Source organism: Caulobacter sp. D5, assembly GCF_003185805.1.
Classification (GTDB): domain Bacteria; phylum Pseudomonadota; class Alphaproteobacteria; order Caulobacterales; family Caulobacteraceae; genus Caulobacter.
In genome coordinates this window covers 1-17,021 of the sequence record NZ_QHJY01000194.1, presented here as the reverse complement: position 1 = coordinate 17,021, position 17,021 = coordinate 1, and the positions used below count along the sequence as shown (strand labels likewise).

Below are 17,021 nucleotides of genomic sequence, written 5' to 3'. Positions count from 1 at the left end.
AGGCGCGGGTGACGGTGGTGAAGTCGACGCCCAGCAGCCCCGCCACCGTCCGCTGCGGCGGCAACTGCTCGCCGGCCGACAGCTCGCCGTCGGCGACGGCGCCGCGCAAGGCCTCGAACAGCCGCCGATAGATCGGCCCCTCGCCCGCGGCCACGCGCCGCAGCCAGGCCGCCCCCGCCGGAAGATCCCTTGCGTCGCCCATCATTGATCCATACATTTATCGCACAATGTATGGATCAATTTTCGGATTGTAGGTAGGGGTCATGACGCCCGCTGACGAGTTTTTCGATCCGCCGCCGCCGGTGATCAGCGGCCTGCGCCAGCGCTGCCCGCGCTGCGGCGAGGGCAAGCTGTTCAAGGGTTTTCTGGCCCTGGCCCCGTCCTGCGACCGCTGCGGCCTGGACTACGGCTTCGCCGAGCCGGCCGACGGCCCGGCCTTCTTCGTGATGAGCGGCGTCGGCATCCTGGTCACCTTCGTCTTCGCCTGGGTCGAGGTCGCCTACCATCCGCCGGTCTGGGTGCACTTCGTCACCACCTTCCCGGCCCTGATCGTCGGCTGCCTGGCCACCCTGCGGCCGGTGAAGGCCTGGCTGGTGGCCGCCCAGTTCGTCAACAAGGCCGAGGAAGGCAAGTTCGAGAGCGTGGGGCGTCACGACCACGACCCCAGAAGGCTCTGAAGCGGGCTCTGAACGAAGCCGGCCACGGCGGCGTTTGACTGGAAAGCGCCTGGAGCCCGCCATGGAAAAGTTCTTCGCCAAGTTCGCCAACGCCACCGCCCAGGCAGCAGGCCGCCCCGTCACCTTCCTGGCCTGCCTGGGCCTGGTGATCCTTTGGGCGGTCTCCGGGCCGGTGTTCAAGTTCTCCGAGACCTGGCAGCTGGTGATCAACACCGGCACCACGATCATCACCTTCCTGATGGTGTTCCTGATCCAGAACACCCAGAACCGCGACAGCGAGGCCGTCCAGGCCAAGCTCGACGAACTGATCCTGACCTCGACCGCCGATAACGACTTCGTCGGCATCGAGAAGCTGTCGGAGAAGGAACTCGACGCCTACCACGCCCAGTGCAAGGCGGCCGCCGAGCGAGCCCACGACCGGCTGGAGAAGGTCACCGCCCTGCGCGAGAAGAAGGGCAAGGCGACGCCCCCGAAGAAGCCCGCCGCCAGGGCCGCGCCCCGCAAGCGGGCGGCCGCGAAGGGATAGCCCTACTTCTTCTCCAGCAGCAGCGTGCCCTGCTTCTTGACCTGCCCCGTGATCTTGCCGGCGATCATGCCTAGGAACCCGGGCAGAACGACCTCGACCAGCACCACATTGGCCGCGACGTTGAGCTTGCCGGTGATGGTCTGGCCCATGATCACGGCCGAGAAATCCATCACGTCGTCGCGCCAGGCCTTGGTGACGTTGGCCAGGCCGCCGGGGATCTGGGCGCCCAGCTGCTCGAAACCGCTCTCGATCCGCCGCTTGGCCTCGGCCACGCCGAGTTCGTGGGGGATGTTGATGGTGACCGGCTTCGACATGGGAACTCCAGAAGGACGTATTTCGCCCCAGACATAGGGACGACATGGTGTTTCGGCTATACGTCCAGTTCTGACGCATCCAAGGCGCAGGTTCGGCAGCGTCCACGGAGGAAGCCATGACCGACATCGCCATGACCCAGTACTTCGACGCCCCCGTCCGCACCGCCCGCCGCGTGCGCGCAGGCCGCCCGGGACGTCCGACCGGGGTCTGGGGGTCGATCTCCTACGCCGGCGTGCTGCTGGTCTGGGCCGGCCTGTTCGTGATCCGCCCGCGCCTGGCCCTGCAGGTCATGGCCCAGCGACGCGCCGACTCGCCGATCCCGCGTTTCGACAAGCGCTGATCCCCCTCGCAAAAGCGCTCGAACGGCGCCAAGCCAGGGACATGAGCCGTCTCGTCGCCGTCCGCCCCGTCAGCCACCCGCTCGCCGCCCCGTTCCGCATCTCGCGCGGGGTGAAGACCGCCGCCGAGGTCGTGGTGGTCGAGATCGCCGAGGGAGGACACGTCGGCCGGGGCGAGAGCGTGCCCTATGCCCGCTACGGCGAGACGGTCGCGGGCGTCGAGGCGCAGCTGGCCCCCGCCGCCCGCCTGATCGCCATGGGCGCGGACCTTTCCGAAGCCCTGGCCCTGCTGCCGGCCGGGGCCGCCCGCAACGCTCTGGACTGCGCGATCTGGGACCTTCGGGCCAAGCAGAACGGCGTCTCGGTCGCCGCGAGCACCGGTCTCGCCGTCCCGCCATCGCTGGTCACCGCCGTCACCGTCAGCCTCGATACGCCGGACGCCATGGCCGCCGCCGCCCGCAAGGTCGCCGACGCGCCGCTGATCAAGATCAAGCTGTCGGCCGAAGACCCCGCCGCCCGCCTGGCCGCGGTGGCGCAGGCCGCCCCCGACGCCGCCCTGATCGTCGATCCCAACGAGGGCTGGACCTTCGAGATCCTGCGCGGCCTGGAGGACCAGCTGTCGCGCCTCAACATCGCCCTGGTCGAACAACCCCTGCCGGCCGGCGAGGACCCCGCGCTGGAAGGCTACGCCCCGCCCTTCCCGATCTGCGCCGACGAGTCGGTGCACACCGCCGCCGACCTGCCGGTCCTGCGCGCGCGCTACCAGGCCGTGAACCTCAAGCTCGACAAGTCCGGCGGCCTGACCGAGGCGCTGGCGATGCTGCGCGCGGCCAAGGATCTCGGCTTCACCCTGATGACCGGCTGCATGGTCGCCTCGTCCCTCGCCATCGCCCCGGCCCTGCACCTGGCCGCCGAATGCGCCTTCGCCGACCTCGACGGGCCGTGGTGGCTGAAGCAAGACCACCCGGGCGGCCTGCGCGTCGAGGCCGGACGGATCGTGTCGCCGGCCGCCGGATTCTGGGGGGATGCGATCGACGCCGAAGGGCTTTGGCTCTGAGGGCTTGACCCACCTCGCATAACGCCGTGCTCTCTGCGGCATGACCGACGCCCTCGCCGACGCGCCGCCGCCCTCGCCCCCTGGCCGCAGGAACCCGCTGCAGGTCTGGTTCGGGATCTCGCTGTGGAAGCGGATCCTGGCCGCCCTCGTGGTCGGGGCCGTGGTCGGCTATTTCTGGGGCGAAGGGGCCACCAGCCTCAAATGGATGGGCGAGATCTTCGTGCGGCTGATCCGCATGATGGTGGCCCCGCTGGTGTTCGTGATCATCGCCTCGGGCGTGGCCCAGCTGGGCGACGCCAAGCGGCTGGGCGGCATCGGCGTCAAGACCATCGCCATGTACGTGCTGACCACCCTGATCGCGGTGACCATCGGCCTGATCATCGCCAGCCTGCTGGGACCCGGCGTCGGCGCCGACCTGCACAACGCCGCCCCCCAGGCGGTGGCCACGCCCAAGTCGCCGGCCGAGCTGTTCATCGGCATCGTGCCGCTCAACCCGATCAAGGCCCTGGCCGAAGGCGAGACCCTGGCGATCATCTTCTTCGCCGTGCTCGTGGGCGCCGGGGTGATCGTGGCGGGCGAGGACGGCGCGCCGGTCGCCAAGCTGCTGGCCAGCGCCAGCGAGGTGATGCTGCGCATCGTCGGCTTCGTGATGGAGGCCGCGCCGTTCGGGGTCTTCGCCCTGATCGCCGTGGTCATGGGCACCAACGGTCCCGAGACCTTCCTGCACGTGGCCAAGCTGGGGGTCTGCGTGATCATCGGCGCGGCCATCCAGACCTTCGTCACCCACGCCGCCGTGGTGCGGCTGGGGGCCTGGCTGCCGCTCGTGCCGTTCTATCGCGGCTGCATGGACGCCATCCTGGTCGGTTTCTCCACCTCGTCCAGCTCGGCCACCCTGCCGGTGGCGATCCGGGTGGCCGAGGACAATCTGGGCATCAAGCCGTCGATCTCGTCGACCGTCCTGCCGCTAGGGGCGACCATCGGCATGGACGGCACGGCCATGTACGTGGCCATGCTGACCCTGTTCGCCGCCCAGGCCTTCGGCGTGCCCCTGACGCTTGCCGACTACGCCCTGGTGGCGGTGACCACCACCATCGTGGCCATGGGCGTGGCCCCGGTGCCGTCGGGCTCGCTGTTCGTGCTGGCGGCGGTGCTCGCCACGATCGGCGTCGGCCCGACCCAGACGGCGATCATCGTCGGCTTCATCCTGCCCTTCGACCGGATCCTCGACATGATCCGCACCGTGCCGAACGTCACCTGCGACCTCTCGATCGCCACGGCCGTGGCGCGGTGGGAGAAGGAGATCGACGTGGAGGAGTATCTGTCGAAGCGCGATGTGTGATCAGAGACCCTCTCCCTGAAGGGAGAGGTGTCGCCGAAGGCGACGGAGAGGGGAGTGACGCGAAGCCGGCCGCCTCTCAGCAAGCTGAAAACGTCCCCCCTCCGGCCCTCCGGGCCACCCCCCCAGAGGGGGAGGATCTACTTGTGCGACCTCAGATGCTCCCCCTCTGGGGGAGCTGTCGCGGAGCGACTGAGGGGGCCGGCCGTCAGGCCGGACGCCCGATCCGCTTGATTTCCCAGTCCAGCTGGACGCCGGTCTTGGCCAGCACGTCGGCGCGGACGGTGTCGCCCAGGCCTTCCAGGTCGGCCGCCGTCGCCTCGCCGGTGTTGATCAGGAAGTTGCTGTGCAGGGGCGAGAACATTGCCCCGCCGAACGGTTTGCCGCGCCAGCCGGCCTCGTCGACCAGCTTCCACGACGAATGGCCCGGCGGGTTCTTGAAGGTCGAGCCCCCGGTCTTTTCGCGGATCGGCTGGGTGGTTTCGCGACGCGACGTGATCTCGGACATACGGGCCTTGATCGCGGCGGGCTCGTCGGCGGTCCCCTCGTAGATCGCGTCGAGCACGATCACCGTCTCGCCGTCCTGCAGGGCGCTGTGGCGATAGGTGTAGTGCAGGTCCTCGACCGCCAGTTCTCTCACCTGTCCGGCGCGGTCCATGACGCGGACCGACTTGACCACGTTGACCGTCTCCGAGCCGTAGCAGCCGGCGTTCATGATCACCGCGCCGCCGATCGTGCCGGGGATGCCGGCGTAGAATTCCAGACCCGCAATGCCGGCTTCCGCCGCCTTGCGGGCCAGGATGGCGTCGGGAACCGCCGAGCCGGCCTTGATGCGATTGCCGCCCAGGGCCTCGACGCCGTTGAAGCCCTTGCCCAGCCGGATGATCACGCCCTCGACGCCGCCGTCGCGGACCAGCAGGTTCGAGCCGACGCCGATGGCCATCACCGGCACGGCCGGATCCAGGGCCTTGAGGAAATCGGATAAGTCTTGCTCGTCGGCCGGCAGGAACACCAGGTCGGCCGGCCCGCCGACGCGGAACCAGGTGAACGGGGCCAGGACCTCGTCGATCAGCAGCTTGCCGCGGACGGCGGGGAGATTGGTCTTCCAGGTCATCGCTTCGTCTCCCCTTCTCCCCTTGCGGGAGAAGGTGTCGTCCGGAGGACGACGGATGAGGGGTTTCTCGGCCTCGCCGCGCGACCCCTCATCCGACCGCTACGCGGCCACCTTCTCCCGCAAGGGGAGAAGGAAGGGATCGAGCGAAAACTACTTCGCCAGCGCTTCAAGCTGGCCCGGCAGGGCGTAGGCCCAGGACGTGATGTCCCCGGCCCCCAGCAGCACGACGAGGTCGCCGCTGGTCGCTTCCGCCGCGATCAGGGCCGGCAGGGCCGCCGGGTTTTCCAGCGGCAGGGCGCGACGGTGGCCGAACTTCTTGAGGCCCTCGACCAGGTGGTCGCGGTCGACGCCCTCGATCGGCTGCTCGCCGGCCGTGTAGACGTCGGCGACGACCACGGTGTCGGCGTCGTTGAAGCAGCTGCTGAACTCGGTCATCAGGTCGCGCAGGCGGGTGTAGCGGTGCGGCTGCACCACGGCGATCACCTTGCCCTGGCTGACCGCCCGGGCGGCTTTCAGCACGGCGGCGATCTCGACCGGGTGGTGGCCATAGTCGTCGACCACGCGGATCCCGTTGGCCACACCTGTGGTGGTGAACCGGCGCTTGACCCCGCCGAACCCAGCCAGGCCGGCGCGGATGCTGTCGGCGTCGACGCCCAGCTCGCGGGCCACGGCCACGGCGGCGGTGGCGTTGAGCACGTTGTGGTGGCCGGCCATCGGCATCTTCAGGCCCTCGTAGCGGACCTGATCGCCCTCCAGCGGCGAGATCACGATGTCGAAGCTGGCGCCCTCGGGCCCCATCTCGACGTTGGAGACGCGCACCTCGGCCTGCGGGTTGGTGCCGTAGGTCACCAGGCGGCGGTTCTCGATCCGCGAGGTCAGGGCCTGCACTTCCGGGTGGTCGGTGCAGACGGCGGCGAAGCCGTAGAACGGGATGTTCTCGATGAAGTCCTGGAAGCCCTTCTTCACCGCGTCGAAGTCGCCCCAGTGGTCCAGGTGCTCGGCGTCGATGTTGGTGACGATGGCCACCGTCGACTTCAGCTTCAGGAACGAGCCGTCGCTCTCGTCGGCCTCGACGACGATCCAGTCGCCCTCGCCGACCTTGGCGTTGGTGCCGTAGGCGTTGATGATGCCGCCGTTGACCACGGTCGGGTCCAGGCCGCCAGCGTCGAGCAGGGCCGCCACCATCGAGGTGGTGGTCGTCTTGCCGTGCGTGCCGCCCACGGCGACCGAGAACTGCAGGCGCATCAGCTCGGCCAGCATCTCGGCGCGGCGCACCAGCGGCAGGCGCTTGTCGCGGCCGGCGACCATTTCCGGGTTATCGGCCTTCACCGCCGTCGAATAGACGATGGCCGAAGCGCCTTCGACATTGGCCGCGTCGTGGCCCACGAAGATGCGCGCGCCGAGCTTTTCGAGCCGTTCGGTGTTGGCGCTGGCTTTGGCATCGCTGCCCTGCACTGTGTAGCCGATGCGGATCATGATCTCGGCGATGCCGGACATGCCGATGCCGCCGATGCCGATGAAGTGCACGGGGCCGAGTTCGAAGGGGACGGGTCGTCGACGCTGGATCATGGGGTCGGATTAGACGATTTGACGCCCGCCGTGAACGGGGTCGATGACGCAAACCCGTCACGGCCCCTCGCGAAGCGGATCAAATGTGATAGACGCACGCGCATGAGCTCTACGCCCCTGGATAAAATCCGCAATTTCTCGATCGTGGCCCACATCGACCACGGCAAGTCGACCCTGTCCGATCGCCTGATCCAGACCACGGGCGGCCTGACCGCGCGGGAGATGAGCGCCCAGGTTCTCGACAACATGGACATCGAGAAGGAACGCGGCATCACCATCAAGGCGCAGACCGTGCGCCTGAACTACAAGGCCAATGACGGCGAGACCTATGTCCTCAACCTGATGGACACGCCCGGGCACGTCGACTTCGCCTACGAGGTGTCGCGCTCGCTGGCCGCCTGCGAAGGCTCGATCCTCGTCGTCGACGCCTCGCAGGGCGTGGAAGCCCAGACCCTGGCCAACGTCTACCAGGCCATCGACAACAACCACGAGATCGTCCCGGTCCTCAACAAGGTCGACCTGCCGGCCGCCGACGTCGATCGGGTCAAGGCCCAGATCGAGGACGTCATCGGCCTGGACGCCTCGGACGCCGTCGAGTGCTCGGCCAAGACCGGCATCGGCATCCCCGACGTGCTGGAAGCCATCGTCAAGCGCCTGCCCGCCCCCAAGGGCGACCGCAACGCGCCGCTGAAGGCCCTGCTGGTTGACGCCTGGTACGACGCCTATCTCGGCGTGGTCGTGCTGGTGCGGATCTTCGACGGCACGCTGAAGGCCGGCCAGCAGGTCCGCATGATGCAGACCGGCGCCACCCACCGCATCGACAAGGTCGGGGTGTTCACCCCCAAGGCCACCGACGTGGCCGAACTCGGCCCGGGCGAGGTCGGCTTCTTCACCGCCTCGATCAAGGAAGTGGCCGACGCCGCCGTCGGCGACACCATCACCGACGAGAAGAAGCAGACGGCCGAAGCCCTGAAGGGCTTCAAGGAAGTCGTGCCGGTGGTGTTCTGCGGCCTGTTCCCGGTCGACGCCGCCGACTTCGAGGACCTGCGCGCCGCCGTCGGCAAGCTGCGCCTCAACGACGCCAGCTTCACCTACGAGATGGAATCGAGCGCCGCGCTGGGCTTCGGCTTCCGCTGCGGGTTCCTGGGCCTGCTGCACCTGGAGATCATCCAGGAGCGCCTGAGCCGCGAGTTCGACCTCGACCTGATCGCGACCGCCCCGTCGGTGGTCTACAAGATCAAGATGCGCAACGGCGAAGAGATCGAGCTGCACAACCCGGCCGACCTGCCGGACGTCATGCAGATCGAAGAGATCGCCGAGCCCTGGATCAAGGCGACGATCTTCACCCCGGACGAATTCCTCGGCGGCGTCATCAAGCTCTGCCAGGATCGCCGCGGCATGCAGCGCGAACTGTCCTATGTCGGCAGCCGCGCCATGGTCGTCTACGACCTGCCGCTGAACGAGGTGGTGTTCGACTTCTACGATCGCCTGAAGTCGATTTCGAAGGGCTACGCCAGCTTCGACTATCAACTCGAGGACTACCGCGCCGGCGACCTGGTGAAGATGTCGATCCTGGTCAACAGCGAGCCGGTCGACGCCCTGTCGATGCTGGTCCACCGCAGCCGCGCCGAAAGCCGCGGTCGCGGCATGTGCGAGAAGATGAAGGACCTCATCCCGCAGCACATGTTCGTCATCCCGATCCAGGCGGCCATCGGCGGCCGGATCATCGCCCGCGAAACCGTCCGCGCCCTGCGCAAGGACGTCACCGCCAAGTGCTACGGCGGCGACGCCAGCCGGAAGCGCAAGCTTCTGGACAAGCAGAAGGAAGGCAAGAAGCGGATGCGCCAGTTCGGCAAGGTCGAGATCCCGCAGGAAGCCTTCATCGCCGCCCTGAAGATGGACGAGGATTGATCGGCGGAGGGCCAGGCCCTCCCCCGCCCCGTGCGAAGTTTCCTGTTCCGATCGCCGCGGCCATTCGAAAGGATGAGCCGCGGTTTTCGTTTGGAACGGCGCGCAGACTGGAGGCTCAGTCGCCCCTCGGGGAGAACGGCAACCCTCACGCGCATTTGTGCTAAAATTACTACTTCGCGAGTAGTGGCCGAGCCTAGGGTTCGGCCGCGCTCGATTGGAAAAAACGGTCGCGCGCTCATCAAGATAGAGAGCCGGAGGAACGACCGTGGCCTTCCCCACTTCCGTCAACAGCCAGATCACCGACGCCGTCGCTGAGGCGGCCCGGACGTCTGAGGCCGCGCCGGCCCTCGCCGCCGCCTGCGCCAGGATCCTCGATCAAGGCGGCGCCGCCATCCTCGTTCCGACGATGCCCCAGCCCCAGACCGAGCCCGAGGAAGCCTGCGCATGACCGCCGAAACACCCTTACCGGAAGACGTCGTCGCCTCGCTGAACGACGCCGGCCAACGCCTGATGAACGTCGACACCAGCAGCCTGACCGGCGTGGGCAAGGCCCATCACATGGTGGCGCAATCGGCCGCCATCGCCGTGCAGGACGCCGAAGACGGTCTGCGCAACCTCAGCCTGCTGGCCGGCACCGCCGCGGGCGTGGCCATGTCGGAGATGCTGGCGGCCGGCGATCCACGCAACGCCGCCGTCCTGGACGCGACCCAGCAGATGAAGGCCTCGGCCGCCGACGCCTTCGACAGGATCACCACCGTCGCCGCCAATGCGGTGGAGACCTTCCCGAAGAGCTAGGCGCCGCAACCCGGCTTCGGCAGCGCGAACCTCGGGTCGGTGACGAACCGCTCGTCGGTCAGGGTGTGCAGGAAGGCGACGAGGTCGGCGATCTCGTCGTCGCCCAGCCTCATCGCCACGCGGTGGCGGCGGATCGCCTGCTCCAGGGTCCGGGCCGAACCGTCGTGCAGGTAGGGATCGCTGAGGGCGACGTTGCGCAAGGAGGGCGTGCGGAAGCGGCCCTTGTCGGCCGCCTTGCCGGTGACGTCGGCCAGGCCCTGGTCGCCGCTGAACGGGGCGTCGATGCGGTGGAAGCGGGGCTTGTCGGCGTCGGTGAACAGCGGGCCGGCGTGGCAGCTGGCGCAGCGAGGCTTGAAGAGGCGTGCTCCGCGCAGGGCTTCGGGCGAGACGGCGACCGCCTCGCCGCGCTTGCGACGGTCATGGGGACTGTCGAACGAGACGAGCGTGCGCTCGAAGGCGGCCAGGGCCTTGGCGATCGTGGTCATGGTCAGCGCCCCGTTCTCCTCCGGAAAGGCGTCGGCGAACATCCGGCGATAGCAGGCCTGGCCGGCAAGGCGTGACGTCAGCACCGCCTCCTGGCCGGAAAGGCCCATCTCCACCGGCTTGGTCCCGGTGATGGGGATCAGGGCCTGGTCTTCCAGCCGCGTCACGCTGCCATCGCCCCAGGTCAGGGCGCGGAACCAGCCGACATTGGCCAGGGTCTGGATGTTGCGCCGGCCAGGGTCGCCATGGACGCCCGGATGGGTGGCGTTGCCGTCGGTGAAGCCGCGTCGCTGCTCGTGGCAGGTCGCGCACGACATCGTGCCGTCGATCGACAGGTCGGCGTCGTAGAACAGCTTGCGACCCAGGGCGACCTTGGCGTCCGACATGGGATTGTCGGCCGGGACCGGCGGCGGGGCGACGCCCGCCGGCAGCTTCCAGTCAAAGCCCGACAGCACCGGCGGCGCGAAGGCGGCGGTCAGCAGCAGCCCGGCCACGAGGGCCAGGACCTTGCCGTAGAGATCCAGCCGCACGCCCCGCACTCCCCGGTCAGGGCTTGCGCGAAACGAGGATCGGCAGGCTCGCCTCGGCGTTGGCCGAGATCTGCACCACATAGTCGCCGGGCGTCAGGTCGAAGGTCACCATCTTGCGGACGGTCGAGCAGGCCGGACCGCGACCGTGGGCGGTCGAGCGCTGGGCCTGCCCGTCCTTCAGCAGGTCGATCCAGGCGCCGGCGCCCAGGGCGATGACGTAGGATCCCGCCGTCTCGACCTTCAGCGAGAACAGGCCGCCCTTGCTGACCGTGCCGCCCGGCTTTTCCGGCTGGACGACATAGGTCACCTCCGGGGTCGGCGACAGGGCGGCGGCATAGGCCTGGCCGGGAACCAGCGCCGCCTTGGGGAGGCCCTCGACCGAGGTCGCCGCCGCCAGCGGGGCCTTGGCCGGCCAGGCGGCCAGATCCGCCGGCAGGTCGGCGTCGCGGGCGGCGCAGGCCGGCTCCGGCGCGGTCTGGGCGAAGGCGGCGGGACCGGCCAGGGTCAGGCCGGCGGCCAGGAGAACGATAAATCGCATCGGCATTGCTCCTTAGAACCGGACCCGCAGGTCGGCGCGGAAGTTGCGGCCTTCCTCGGGGAAGCCGTCGACCAGCTGGTACTTCTGGTCCAGCAGGTTGCGGGCCCCGACCACCACGTCGATCTTCGGCGTCACCGCCACCTGGGCCGTCAGGTTGGCCAGCACATAGTCGCCGGTGCGGTAGTAGCGGGCCGGACTGACCAGCGAGCTGGAGGTCACCGTCCAGCGCTTGGACGCCGCCTCGACGCTGGGCGTCACGGTCAGGCGGTCGCTGAGCGTCCAGTCCGCATAGACGAACAGCTTGTGGGTCGGCACGCCGGTCGGGCGGAAGGCGGCGTTGGTCGGGTCGGTCAGCTCGCGGTGCAGATAGGTGTAGTTGCCGCCCAGGGTCAGCTTGTCGCCCGCCTTGAACGTCGCCCCGCCCTCCAGGCCGTAATACTCGCCATCGCCGGCGTTCTTGGTCTGGTTGACCGTGCCGTAGGGCGCGCCCAGGGCCACCGGGATCAGGATCAGGGCGTCGCGCACGTCGCTGTAGAACACCGCGCCCTCGATCTTCAGCAGCGGGGTGAAGTCGACGGCTGCGCCCAGCTCGTAGTTCACCGCCCGCTCGGCCTTGATGTCCGGATTGGGCACCACCGTGCCGAAGCGCGAGCTGTAGCGTTCGAACAGGGTTGGGAAGCGGGCGCGCGACGAGACGCTGCCGTGCAGCTGCACGTCGGCGATCGGCCGCCAGACCAGCGCCGCCTGGCCGTTCCAGGCCACGTCGTCGGTCAGCGGGTAGAAGACGAAGGCGCCCGAATTGTAGTCCTGAGCGCTCTTGAGGTCGCGGCGATCGCGCGACACGCCGACCACCAGGTCGACCTTGTCGCCGAACCGCTGGGTGTCCTCCAGGGCCAGCGAGGTGGTGTCCTCGGTCACCGTCTGGCGCGGCTCGGTCGAGGCCGGGCTGAAGCTCTGCTGCCATTCGACATGCTTGTCGCGACGATAGAAGGCGGCCGCCTTCAGGGTGTTGGACGCGGTGACGTCGACGTCCAGTTCCAGGTTCCCGCCATAGGCCAGGTCGTCATAATAGGAGCGGAAGGCGCGCCCCAGGGTCTGGCTGTTCTGGCGGGCGTTGTCCCACGAGTAGAGGGCGTTCTCGAAGCTGTTGCGGTAGAAGCGCGTCTTCAGCCAGGCATTGTCGGCGATCTTGGTCCGGGTCAGCAGGGCCAGGCTGTCGAGGTTCCAGTAGGGCCAGCTCCAGTAGCGGGTGCTGGCCGTGTCGGTCACGTGATAGGGCGCGTTCTTCTCGCCCTCCTGTCGGGTGTAGGTGATCGAGTATTCGTCCGTGGCGTTGGGCGTGAAGCCGGCCTTGAGGTTGACGCGCCAGTCCTCGCTTTCCGAGTGATCGCGGTTGCCGCCGTTCTCCAGCGTGGTGGCCGTGTAGTCGTCCGGCAGCTTCCAGTGGGTGCGCTCGTTCCGAGCCCCGCTGATCTGGGCGTAGAAACGGTCAGAACGCCCACCGATGCGGCCCGACACCGTGTTGCCGTTCAGCGAGCCGTCGCCGTCGAGGCCCACGCCCAGCCGCACCTCGCCCTCGAAGGGCGCCGAAGGCTTGCGGGTGACGAGGTTGATCGCCCCGCCCAGGCCGCCCGGCCCGTCGAGCACCGAGACATAGCCCTTGGAGACCTGAACCTCGGAGAGGTCGGCCGTGAGAAAGCGGGCGAAGTCGATGCGGTTGTCGGCCGGCAGGAACACCCGCACGCCGTCGATCGACAGGGTGGTCTGGAAACGGTCGAAGCCGCGGATGAACACCAGCCGCTCGTTGCGCGAGCCGCCGCTGTTTCCCGCCGCCGCGCCGGGGATCAGGTCCAGCGCCTGGTCGACGCTGGCCTTGTCGAACTTGCGCAGGTCCTCGCCCGAGACCTTGGCCCCGCCGACCGTCTCGCCAGCCGCGTTGCGCGCGGTGACCTGCACCTCGCCCAGGGCGTAGACATCCGATCCCTGGGCGTGGGCGACGCCGGCCAGCAGCGTGCCGGCGAGAAGCGCGGTTCGAAACAGCATTGAGATCCCCTCGTTATATAGTTTGGCTACATAACGATTCCCGCTCGCCTTGGCCTTGCAGATTTTCTTCCAGACGCCTCGCCAGTCGAGGTGCTACCCATCGCGGCGCCCCCGGAGGCCCGCATGCTCGAGATACCCCATGCTTAAGATATTGGGCCGCACCTCGTCGCTGAACGTGCGCAAGGTGCTGTGGACCTGCGACGAGCTCGCCCTGCCCTACGACCGCGAGGACTGGGGAACGGGCTACGCCTCGACGCATGACCCCGCCTTCCTGGCGCTCAATCCCAACGCCCTGGTGCCGGTGATCCTCGACGAGCACGGACCGCTGTGGGAGTCGAACACCATCTGCCGCTACCTGGCCTCGCGCCACGACATCGGCCAGGCCCTGTTGCCGGCCGAGCCGCGCGCCCGGGCCGGGGTCGAGCAGTGGATGGACTGGCAGGCCACCGAGCTCAACACCGCCTGGCGCTACGCCTTCGCGGGCCTGGTGCGGCGCATGCCCGGCTTCGACGATCCCGAGCAGATCGCCGCCAGCATCCGCGCCTGGAACGCCGCCATGACCGTGCTGGAACGCCAGCTGGAGCGCACCGGCGCCTTCGCGGCCGGCGAGACCTTCACCCTGGCCGACATCGTGCTGGGCGTCTCCGTCCACCGCTGGGCCGCCTCGCCCATCGAGCGCGACATGCTGCCTGCGGTCGCCGCCTACTACATCCGCCTGCGCGGCCGCCCCGCCTTCCAGCCCTGGGCGCTGGACGAGGTTCCGTAGGGCCTCGCCCCCTCCTCTGCCCGTTTCCTGCGCAGCCCGTTCGTCCGAACGCTGCGGAACGGTGATCCGTGAAAGCATCCGCCCGCCTGGCGAACAAAGTGGGCGGCGGGAGCGGCGATGCGCCTGCTTAGCTCGGTCCCGCGAGGCCGCCCGGTCGCGGGCGGCGGCGAAGGGGATAGGGCCGTACATATGCCAGAGGGCGTCCGCTTACCGACCAGACGACAACTGCTGACCGCCATCGCCCAGGTGGGCGGAACCGCGGCGCTTTACCAGGCGATGACCAGTCTCGGCCACGCGGCCGAGACCCAGTTCCACGGCCCTCCGAACCTTGCCGGCGCACGGCCGGGGGCGTCGGTGGTGGTGCTGGGCGCGGGCCTGGCGGGCATGCTCGCGGCCTATGAATTGACCCGGGCCGGCTACAAGGTGCGGGTGCTCGAATACCAGAACCGCGCCGGCGGCCGGAACTGGAGCCTGCGGGGCGGCGACACCTATACCGAACTGGGCGGCGCGACCCAGAAGGTCGGTTTCTCGCCCGGCAACTACCTCAACCCCGGCCCGTGGCGGATCCCGCACCATCACCGCACCCTGCTGCACTACTGCAAGCAGTTCGGCGTGGCGCTGGAGCCGTTCATCCAGTTCAACCACAACACCTGGATCCATTCCTCGACGGCGTTCGGCGGCAAGCCGGTGCGCTTCAAGGCCGCGGCGGCCGACTTCGAGGGCAATGTCGCCGAGCTGCTGGCCAAGTCGATCAACACCAAGGCGCTGGACGAGACGGTCACGGTCGAAGACCGCGAGAAGCTGCTGGAGGCCCTGAAGGGCTGGGGCATGCTCGACAAGGACTACCGCTACGCCAAGAACCTGCGCAGCGCCTCCCATCGCGGCTACGACCGCCCGCCCGGCGGCGGCATCGACGGCGCGCCGATCCCCTCCGACCTCTACGCCCTGCACGACGTGCTCGACCCGCAGGTCTGGACCTCGATGGCCTTCTTCATGGGCCACGAGATGCAGACCACCATGTTCCAGCCCGTGGGCGGCATGGACATGATCGGCAAGGGCTTCGCCAAGCAGGTCGAGGGGCTGATCACCTACAACGCCAAGGTCAGCAAGATCGCCCAGGACGACAAGGGCGTGGCCGTCACCTTCGCCGACACCGCCACGGGCAAGGTCGAGACGGCCAAGGCCGACTGGTGCGTCTGCACGATCCCGCTGTCGATCCTGGGCCAGATCGAAAGCGAGATCAGCGACGAGCTGGCCGCCGCCATCAAGGCCGTGCCCTATTCGGGCCAGGTGAAGATCGGCCTGGAGATGAAGCGGCGGTTCTGGGAGGAGGACGACTCCATCTACGGCGGCCACAGCTTCACCGACCAGGAGATCGCCCTGATCTCCTATCCCAACAACAACCTGTTCGGGAACGGGCCGGCGGTGCTGCTCGGCGCCTTCGCCCGCGAGATGGGGGCCTATCGCCTGGCCGGCATGACGCCGGAGCAGCGCATCGAGGTCGCCCTGCAGCAGGGCTCCGTCCTGCACCCCGGCAGCTACCGCAAGGAGTTCTCCAACGGCGCCTCGGTGGCCTGGAGCCGCGTGCCCTGGACGCTGGGCTGTTGCGCCCGCTGGACCGAGGAGACCCGCAAGGAACACTACCAGACCCTGGTGGCCATGGACCGCCGCGTCGTGCTGGCCGGCGAGCACGCCTCCTATGTCGGCTGCTGGATGGAGGGCGCCCTGCTCTCGTCGCTGGACGCCATCACCCGTCTGCACAAGCGCGCCCTGGAGGCCTGAGCATGACCCGCCTTACCCTCATCGCGGCGTCCGGTCTGGCCGCCGCCCTCGCCTGCGCCATCCCCGCCGTCGCCCAGGCCCCTGCCGGCGGCGACACCGGCGGCGGCGTGGTCCGCGTGGCCAAGCCCGTCACCGGCCAGCAGGTCTATGAAGCCGTCTGCCAGGCCTGCCACATGGCCGACGCAAAGGGAGGAAGCGGCGCGGGGACCATCCCCGCCCTCGCCGCCAACCCGAAGATGGCCGCGGCCGCCTACCCGACCATGATCGTCGTGCGCGGCCAGGGCGGCATGCCCAGCTTCGCTGGCACACTCGACGACGCCCAGATCGCCGAGGTGGTCACCTATGTCCGCACCCACTTCGGCAACGCCTACGCCAAGCCGGTGACGGCGGCCGACGTGGCGAAGATCCCGCATCCGGACCTTTCTGGCGGGCACTGATCAAGACGCGGGGCGTCGGACCGTGCTAAAGCGCGCCGATGACTGACGAGACCGACGCCCCGCCGCCGAACGAAACCCCGATGCAGCGCGCCCTGCGCCTGAAGAAGGCCGCCCAGGGTCGCCATGGCCATGGGCCCAAGGCTTCCAGCGGCAAGGTCGATCGGGCCGACGCCGCCGCCCCGACCGGCAAGTCCCGGCCCTGGATGACGCGCTAGGACCACAAAGGGAGATCAGGGCCCATGACCATCCGCCCCGAACGCCCGGAAGACATCGCCGCCATCCGCGCCGTGACCACGGCCGCCTTCGAGGGCCGGCCCTACAGCAGCCAGACCGAGGCCCTGATCGTCGACGCCCTGCGCGCGGCCGGGGCGCTTTCGCTGTCGCTGGTCGCCGAGACTGACGACGGACAGGTGGTCGGCCACATCGCCTTCTCGCCGGTCGACATCGAGGTCTCGGACGGCGCCTGGTATGGCCTGGGCCCCGTCTCGGTGGCGCCCGACCGCCAGAAGGAAGGCCATGGCCAGGCCCTGATCCGCGAAGGCCTCGAGCGCCTGGAGGCCATGGGCGCGACCGGCTGCGTGCTGCTGGGCTCGCCTCTCTACTACGCCCGCTTCGGCTTCGAGGCGGACGAGGCCCTGACCTATGGCGGCGAGGCCTCGCCCTATCTCCAGCGCCTGGTGTTCAAGGGCCGGTCGCCGCGCGGGGCGGTGACCTATCATATGGCGTTTGGGGCTTAGGAGGCCCCCTCTCCCATAGGTGTTCAGACCGGGGACATCCGTGACAGGTGTTCGGAGACATCCGTGA

20 protein-coding genes are annotated in these 17,021 nt (G+C 68.8%); 13 read left to right on the top strand and 7 right to left on the bottom strand.

Annotated elements, in window-relative coordinates; translation table 11 throughout:
• The coding region (locus DMC18_RS13855) for a GntR family transcriptional regulator (RefSeq protein WP_370444618.1) at positions 1-202 on the bottom strand (202 nt) is incomplete at its 3' end.
• A gap of 61 nt (positions 203-263) precedes the next feature.
• Here DMC18_RS13855 and DMC18_RS13850 point away from each other — a divergent pair.
• Together DMC18_RS13850 and DMC18_RS13845 are read left to right on the top strand one after the other, a co-directional pair.
• Positions 264-677: a DUF983 domain-containing protein gene (locus tag DMC18_RS13850; protein WP_110117992.1), complete on the top strand. Its 414-nt coding sequence runs from the start codon at positions 264-266 to the stop codon at positions 675-677.
• 61 nt (positions 678-738) lie between these two features.
• Entirely contained in the window at positions 739-1,203 is a 465-nt protein-coding gene (locus tag DMC18_RS13845; protein ID WP_110117993.1) for a low affinity iron permease family protein, read from the top strand.
• A 2-nt stretch (positions 1,204-1,205) separates the two neighbouring features.
• Here the strand turns inward: DMC18_RS13845 and DMC18_RS13840 are convergent, their stop codons facing one another.
• A complete protein-coding gene (locus DMC18_RS13840; protein ID WP_110117994.1) occupies positions 1,206-1,517 on the bottom strand; it encodes a polyhydroxyalkanoic acid system family protein in 312 nt (103 codons plus the stop codon).
• Positions 1,518-1,633: 116 nt separating this feature from the next.
• Here DMC18_RS13840 and didA point away from each other — a divergent pair, with 116 nt between their 5' ends.
• From didA to DMC18_RS13825, 3 genes are read left to right on the top strand one after another with little or no spacing between them, the layout of a single operon-like run.
• Positions 1,634-1,858 carry a DNA damage-induced SOS-independent cell division inhibitor A gene (didA, locus tag DMC18_RS13835; RefSeq protein WP_110117995.1) on the top strand — a complete coding sequence of 75 codons (225 nt, stop codon included), beginning with the start codon at positions 1,634-1,636 and terminating at the stop codon, positions 1,856-1,858.
• A 41-nt stretch (positions 1,859-1,899) separates the two neighbouring features.
• Complete coding sequence (gene dgcA, locus DMC18_RS13830; protein WP_110117996.1) at positions 1,900-2,913, top strand: N-acetyl-D-Glu racemase DgcA; 1,014 nt, start codon at positions 1,900-1,902, stop codon at positions 2,911-2,913.
• A gap of 40 nt (positions 2,914-2,953) precedes the next feature.
• Positions 2,954-4,252 (top strand): dicarboxylate/amino acid:cation symporter, encoded by a 1,299-nt coding sequence (locus DMC18_RS13825; RefSeq protein WP_110117997.1) that lies wholly within the window; start codon positions 2,954-2,956, stop codon positions 4,250-4,252.
• 205 nt (positions 4,253-4,457) lie between these two features.
• Here DMC18_RS13825 and murB read toward each other — a convergent pair whose 3' ends face one another.
• Both murB and murC read right to left on the bottom strand, forming a co-directional pair.
• A complete protein-coding gene (gene murB / locus DMC18_RS13820) occupies positions 4,458-5,363 on the bottom strand; it encodes a UDP-N-acetylmuramate dehydrogenase (RefSeq protein ID WP_110117998.1) in 906 nt (301 codons plus the stop codon).
• A 150-nt stretch (positions 5,364-5,513) separates the two neighbouring features.
• Positions 5,514-6,932: a UDP-N-acetylmuramate--L-alanine ligase gene (gene murC, locus DMC18_RS13815; protein WP_110117999.1), complete on the bottom strand. Its 1,419-nt coding sequence runs from the start codon at positions 6,930-6,932 to the stop codon at positions 5,514-5,516.
• Between the two features lie 102 nt (positions 6,933-7,034).
• On the opposite strand from murC, the gene lepA reads away from it, so the two are divergent.
• From lepA to DMC18_RS13800, 3 genes are all read left to right on the top strand, one after another.
• A complete protein-coding gene (gene lepA / locus DMC18_RS13810) occupies positions 7,035-8,843 on the top strand; it encodes a translation elongation factor 4 (protein ID WP_110118000.1) in 1,809 nt (602 codons plus the stop codon).
• Positions 8,844-9,108: 265 nt separating this feature from the next.
• Positions 9,109-9,291: a hypothetical protein gene (locus DMC18_RS13805; RefSeq protein ID WP_110118001.1), complete on the top strand. Its 183-nt coding sequence runs from the start codon at positions 9,109-9,111 to the stop codon at positions 9,289-9,291.
• On the top strand, positions 9,288-9,638 hold the full coding sequence (locus tag DMC18_RS13800; protein WP_110118002.1) for a hypothetical protein: 351 nt from the start codon (positions 9,288-9,290) through the stop codon (positions 9,636-9,638). The genes DMC18_RS13805 and DMC18_RS13800 overlap by 4 nt, the downstream gene beginning before the upstream one ends.
• Here the strand turns inward: DMC18_RS13800 and DMC18_RS13795 are convergent.
• From DMC18_RS13795 to DMC18_RS13785, 3 genes are read right to left on the bottom strand one after another with little or no spacing between them, the layout of a single operon-like run.
• Positions 9,635-10,651 (bottom strand): cytochrome-c peroxidase, encoded by a 1,017-nt coding sequence (locus DMC18_RS13795; RefSeq protein WP_199232575.1) that lies wholly within the window; start codon positions 10,649-10,651, stop codon positions 9,635-9,637. The two genes, DMC18_RS13800 and DMC18_RS13795, sit on opposite strands and share 4 nt — an antisense overlap.
• Before the next feature lie 16 nt (positions 10,652-10,667).
• Positions 10,668-11,189 (bottom strand): homogentisate 1,2-dioxygenase, encoded by a 522-nt coding sequence (locus tag DMC18_RS13790; protein ID WP_110133016.1) that lies wholly within the window; start codon positions 11,187-11,189, stop codon positions 10,668-10,670.
• A gap of 12 nt (positions 11,190-11,201) precedes the next feature.
• Positions 11,202-13,232, bottom strand: coding sequence for a TonB-dependent siderophore receptor (locus tag DMC18_RS13785; RefSeq protein ID WP_110118005.1), 2,031 nt, complete (start codon positions 13,230-13,232; stop codon positions 11,202-11,204).
• A 139-nt stretch (positions 13,233-13,371) separates the two neighbouring features.
• Here DMC18_RS13785 and DMC18_RS13780 point away from each other — a divergent pair, with 139 nt between their 5' ends.
• The 5 genes from DMC18_RS13780 (at position 13,372) to DMC18_RS13760 (ending at position 16,954) form a co-directional block, all read left to right on the top strand.
• Positions 13,372-13,998, top strand: a complete 627-nt coding sequence (locus tag DMC18_RS13780; RefSeq protein ID WP_110133015.1) for a glutathione S-transferase family protein — start codon at positions 13,372-13,374, stop codon at positions 13,996-13,998.
• Between the two features lie 189 nt (positions 13,999-14,187).
• Positions 14,188-15,780 (top strand): flavin monoamine oxidase family protein, encoded by a 1,593-nt coding sequence (locus tag DMC18_RS13775; RefSeq protein ID WP_110118006.1) that lies wholly within the window; start codon positions 14,188-14,190, stop codon positions 15,778-15,780.
• Positions 15,781-15,782: 2 nt separating this feature from the next.
• Positions 15,783-16,217, top strand: coding sequence for a cytochrome c (locus DMC18_RS13770; protein ID WP_110118007.1), 435 nt, complete (start codon positions 15,783-15,785; stop codon positions 16,215-16,217).
• Positions 16,218-16,255: 38 nt separating this feature from the next.
• Entirely contained in the window at positions 16,256-16,432 is a 177-nt protein-coding gene (locus DMC18_RS13765) for a hypothetical protein (protein ID WP_110118008.1), read from the top strand.
• A gap of 24 nt (positions 16,433-16,456) precedes the next feature.
• Positions 16,457-16,954, top strand: a complete 498-nt coding sequence (locus tag DMC18_RS13760; RefSeq protein ID WP_110118009.1) for a GNAT family N-acetyltransferase — start codon at positions 16,457-16,459, stop codon at positions 16,952-16,954.
• Positions 16,955-17,021 lie beyond the last annotated feature (67 nt).

Coding starts and splice junctions, on each gene's coding strand:
- DMC18_RS13850 (WP_110117992.1), top strand. CDS start 264: ATGACGCCCGCTGACGAGTTTTTCGATCCGCCGCCGCCGGTGATCAGC.
- DMC18_RS13845 (WP_110117993.1), top strand. CDS start 739: ATGGAAAAGTTCTTCGCCAAGTTCGCCAACGCCACCGCCCAGGCAGCA.
- DMC18_RS13840 (WP_110117994.1), bottom strand. CDS start 1,517: ATGTCGAAGCCGGTCACCATCAACATCCCCCACGAACTCGGCGTGGCC.
- didA (WP_110117995.1), top strand. CDS start 1,634: ATGACCGACATCGCCATGACCCAGTACTTCGACGCCCCCGTCCGCACC.
- dgcA (WP_110117996.1), top strand. CDS start 1,900: ATGAGCCGTCTCGTCGCCGTCCGCCCCGTCAGCCACCCGCTCGCCGCC.
- DMC18_RS13825 (WP_110117997.1), top strand. CDS start 2,954: ATGACCGACGCCCTCGCCGACGCGCCGCCGCCCTCGCCCCCTGGCCGC.
- murB (WP_110117998.1), bottom strand. CDS start 5,363: ATGACCTGGAAGACCAATCTCCCCGCCGTCCGCGGCAAGCTGCTGATC.
- murC (WP_110117999.1), bottom strand. CDS start 6,932: ATGATCCAGCGTCGACGACCCGTCCCCTTCGAACTCGGCCCCGTGCAC.
- lepA (WP_110118000.1), top strand. CDS start 7,035: ATGAGCTCTACGCCCCTGGATAAAATCCGCAATTTCTCGATCGTGGCC.
- DMC18_RS13800 (WP_110118002.1), top strand. CDS start 9,288: ATGACCGCCGAAACACCCTTACCGGAAGACGTCGTCGCCTCGCTGAAC.
- DMC18_RS13790 (WP_110133016.1), bottom strand. CDS start 11,189: ATGCGATTTATCGTTCTCCTGGCCGCCGGCCTGACCCTGGCCGGTCCC.
- DMC18_RS13785 (WP_110118005.1), bottom strand. CDS start 13,232: ATGCTGTTTCGAACCGCGCTTCTCGCCGGCACGCTGCTGGCCGGCGTC.
- DMC18_RS13780 (WP_110133015.1), top strand. CDS start 13,372: ATGCTTAAGATATTGGGCCGCACCTCGTCGCTGAACGTGCGCAAGGTG.
- DMC18_RS13775 (WP_110118006.1), top strand. CDS start 14,188: ATGCCAGAGGGCGTCCGCTTACCGACCAGACGACAACTGCTGACCGCC.
- DMC18_RS13770 (WP_110118007.1), top strand. CDS start 15,783: ATGACCCGCCTTACCCTCATCGCGGCGTCCGGTCTGGCCGCCGCCCTC.
- DMC18_RS13765 (WP_110118008.1), top strand. CDS start 16,256: ATGACTGACGAGACCGACGCCCCGCCGCCGAACGAAACCCCGATGCAG.
- DMC18_RS13760 (WP_110118009.1), top strand. CDS start 16,457: ATGACCATCCGCCCCGAACGCCCGGAAGACATCGCCGCCATCCGCGCC.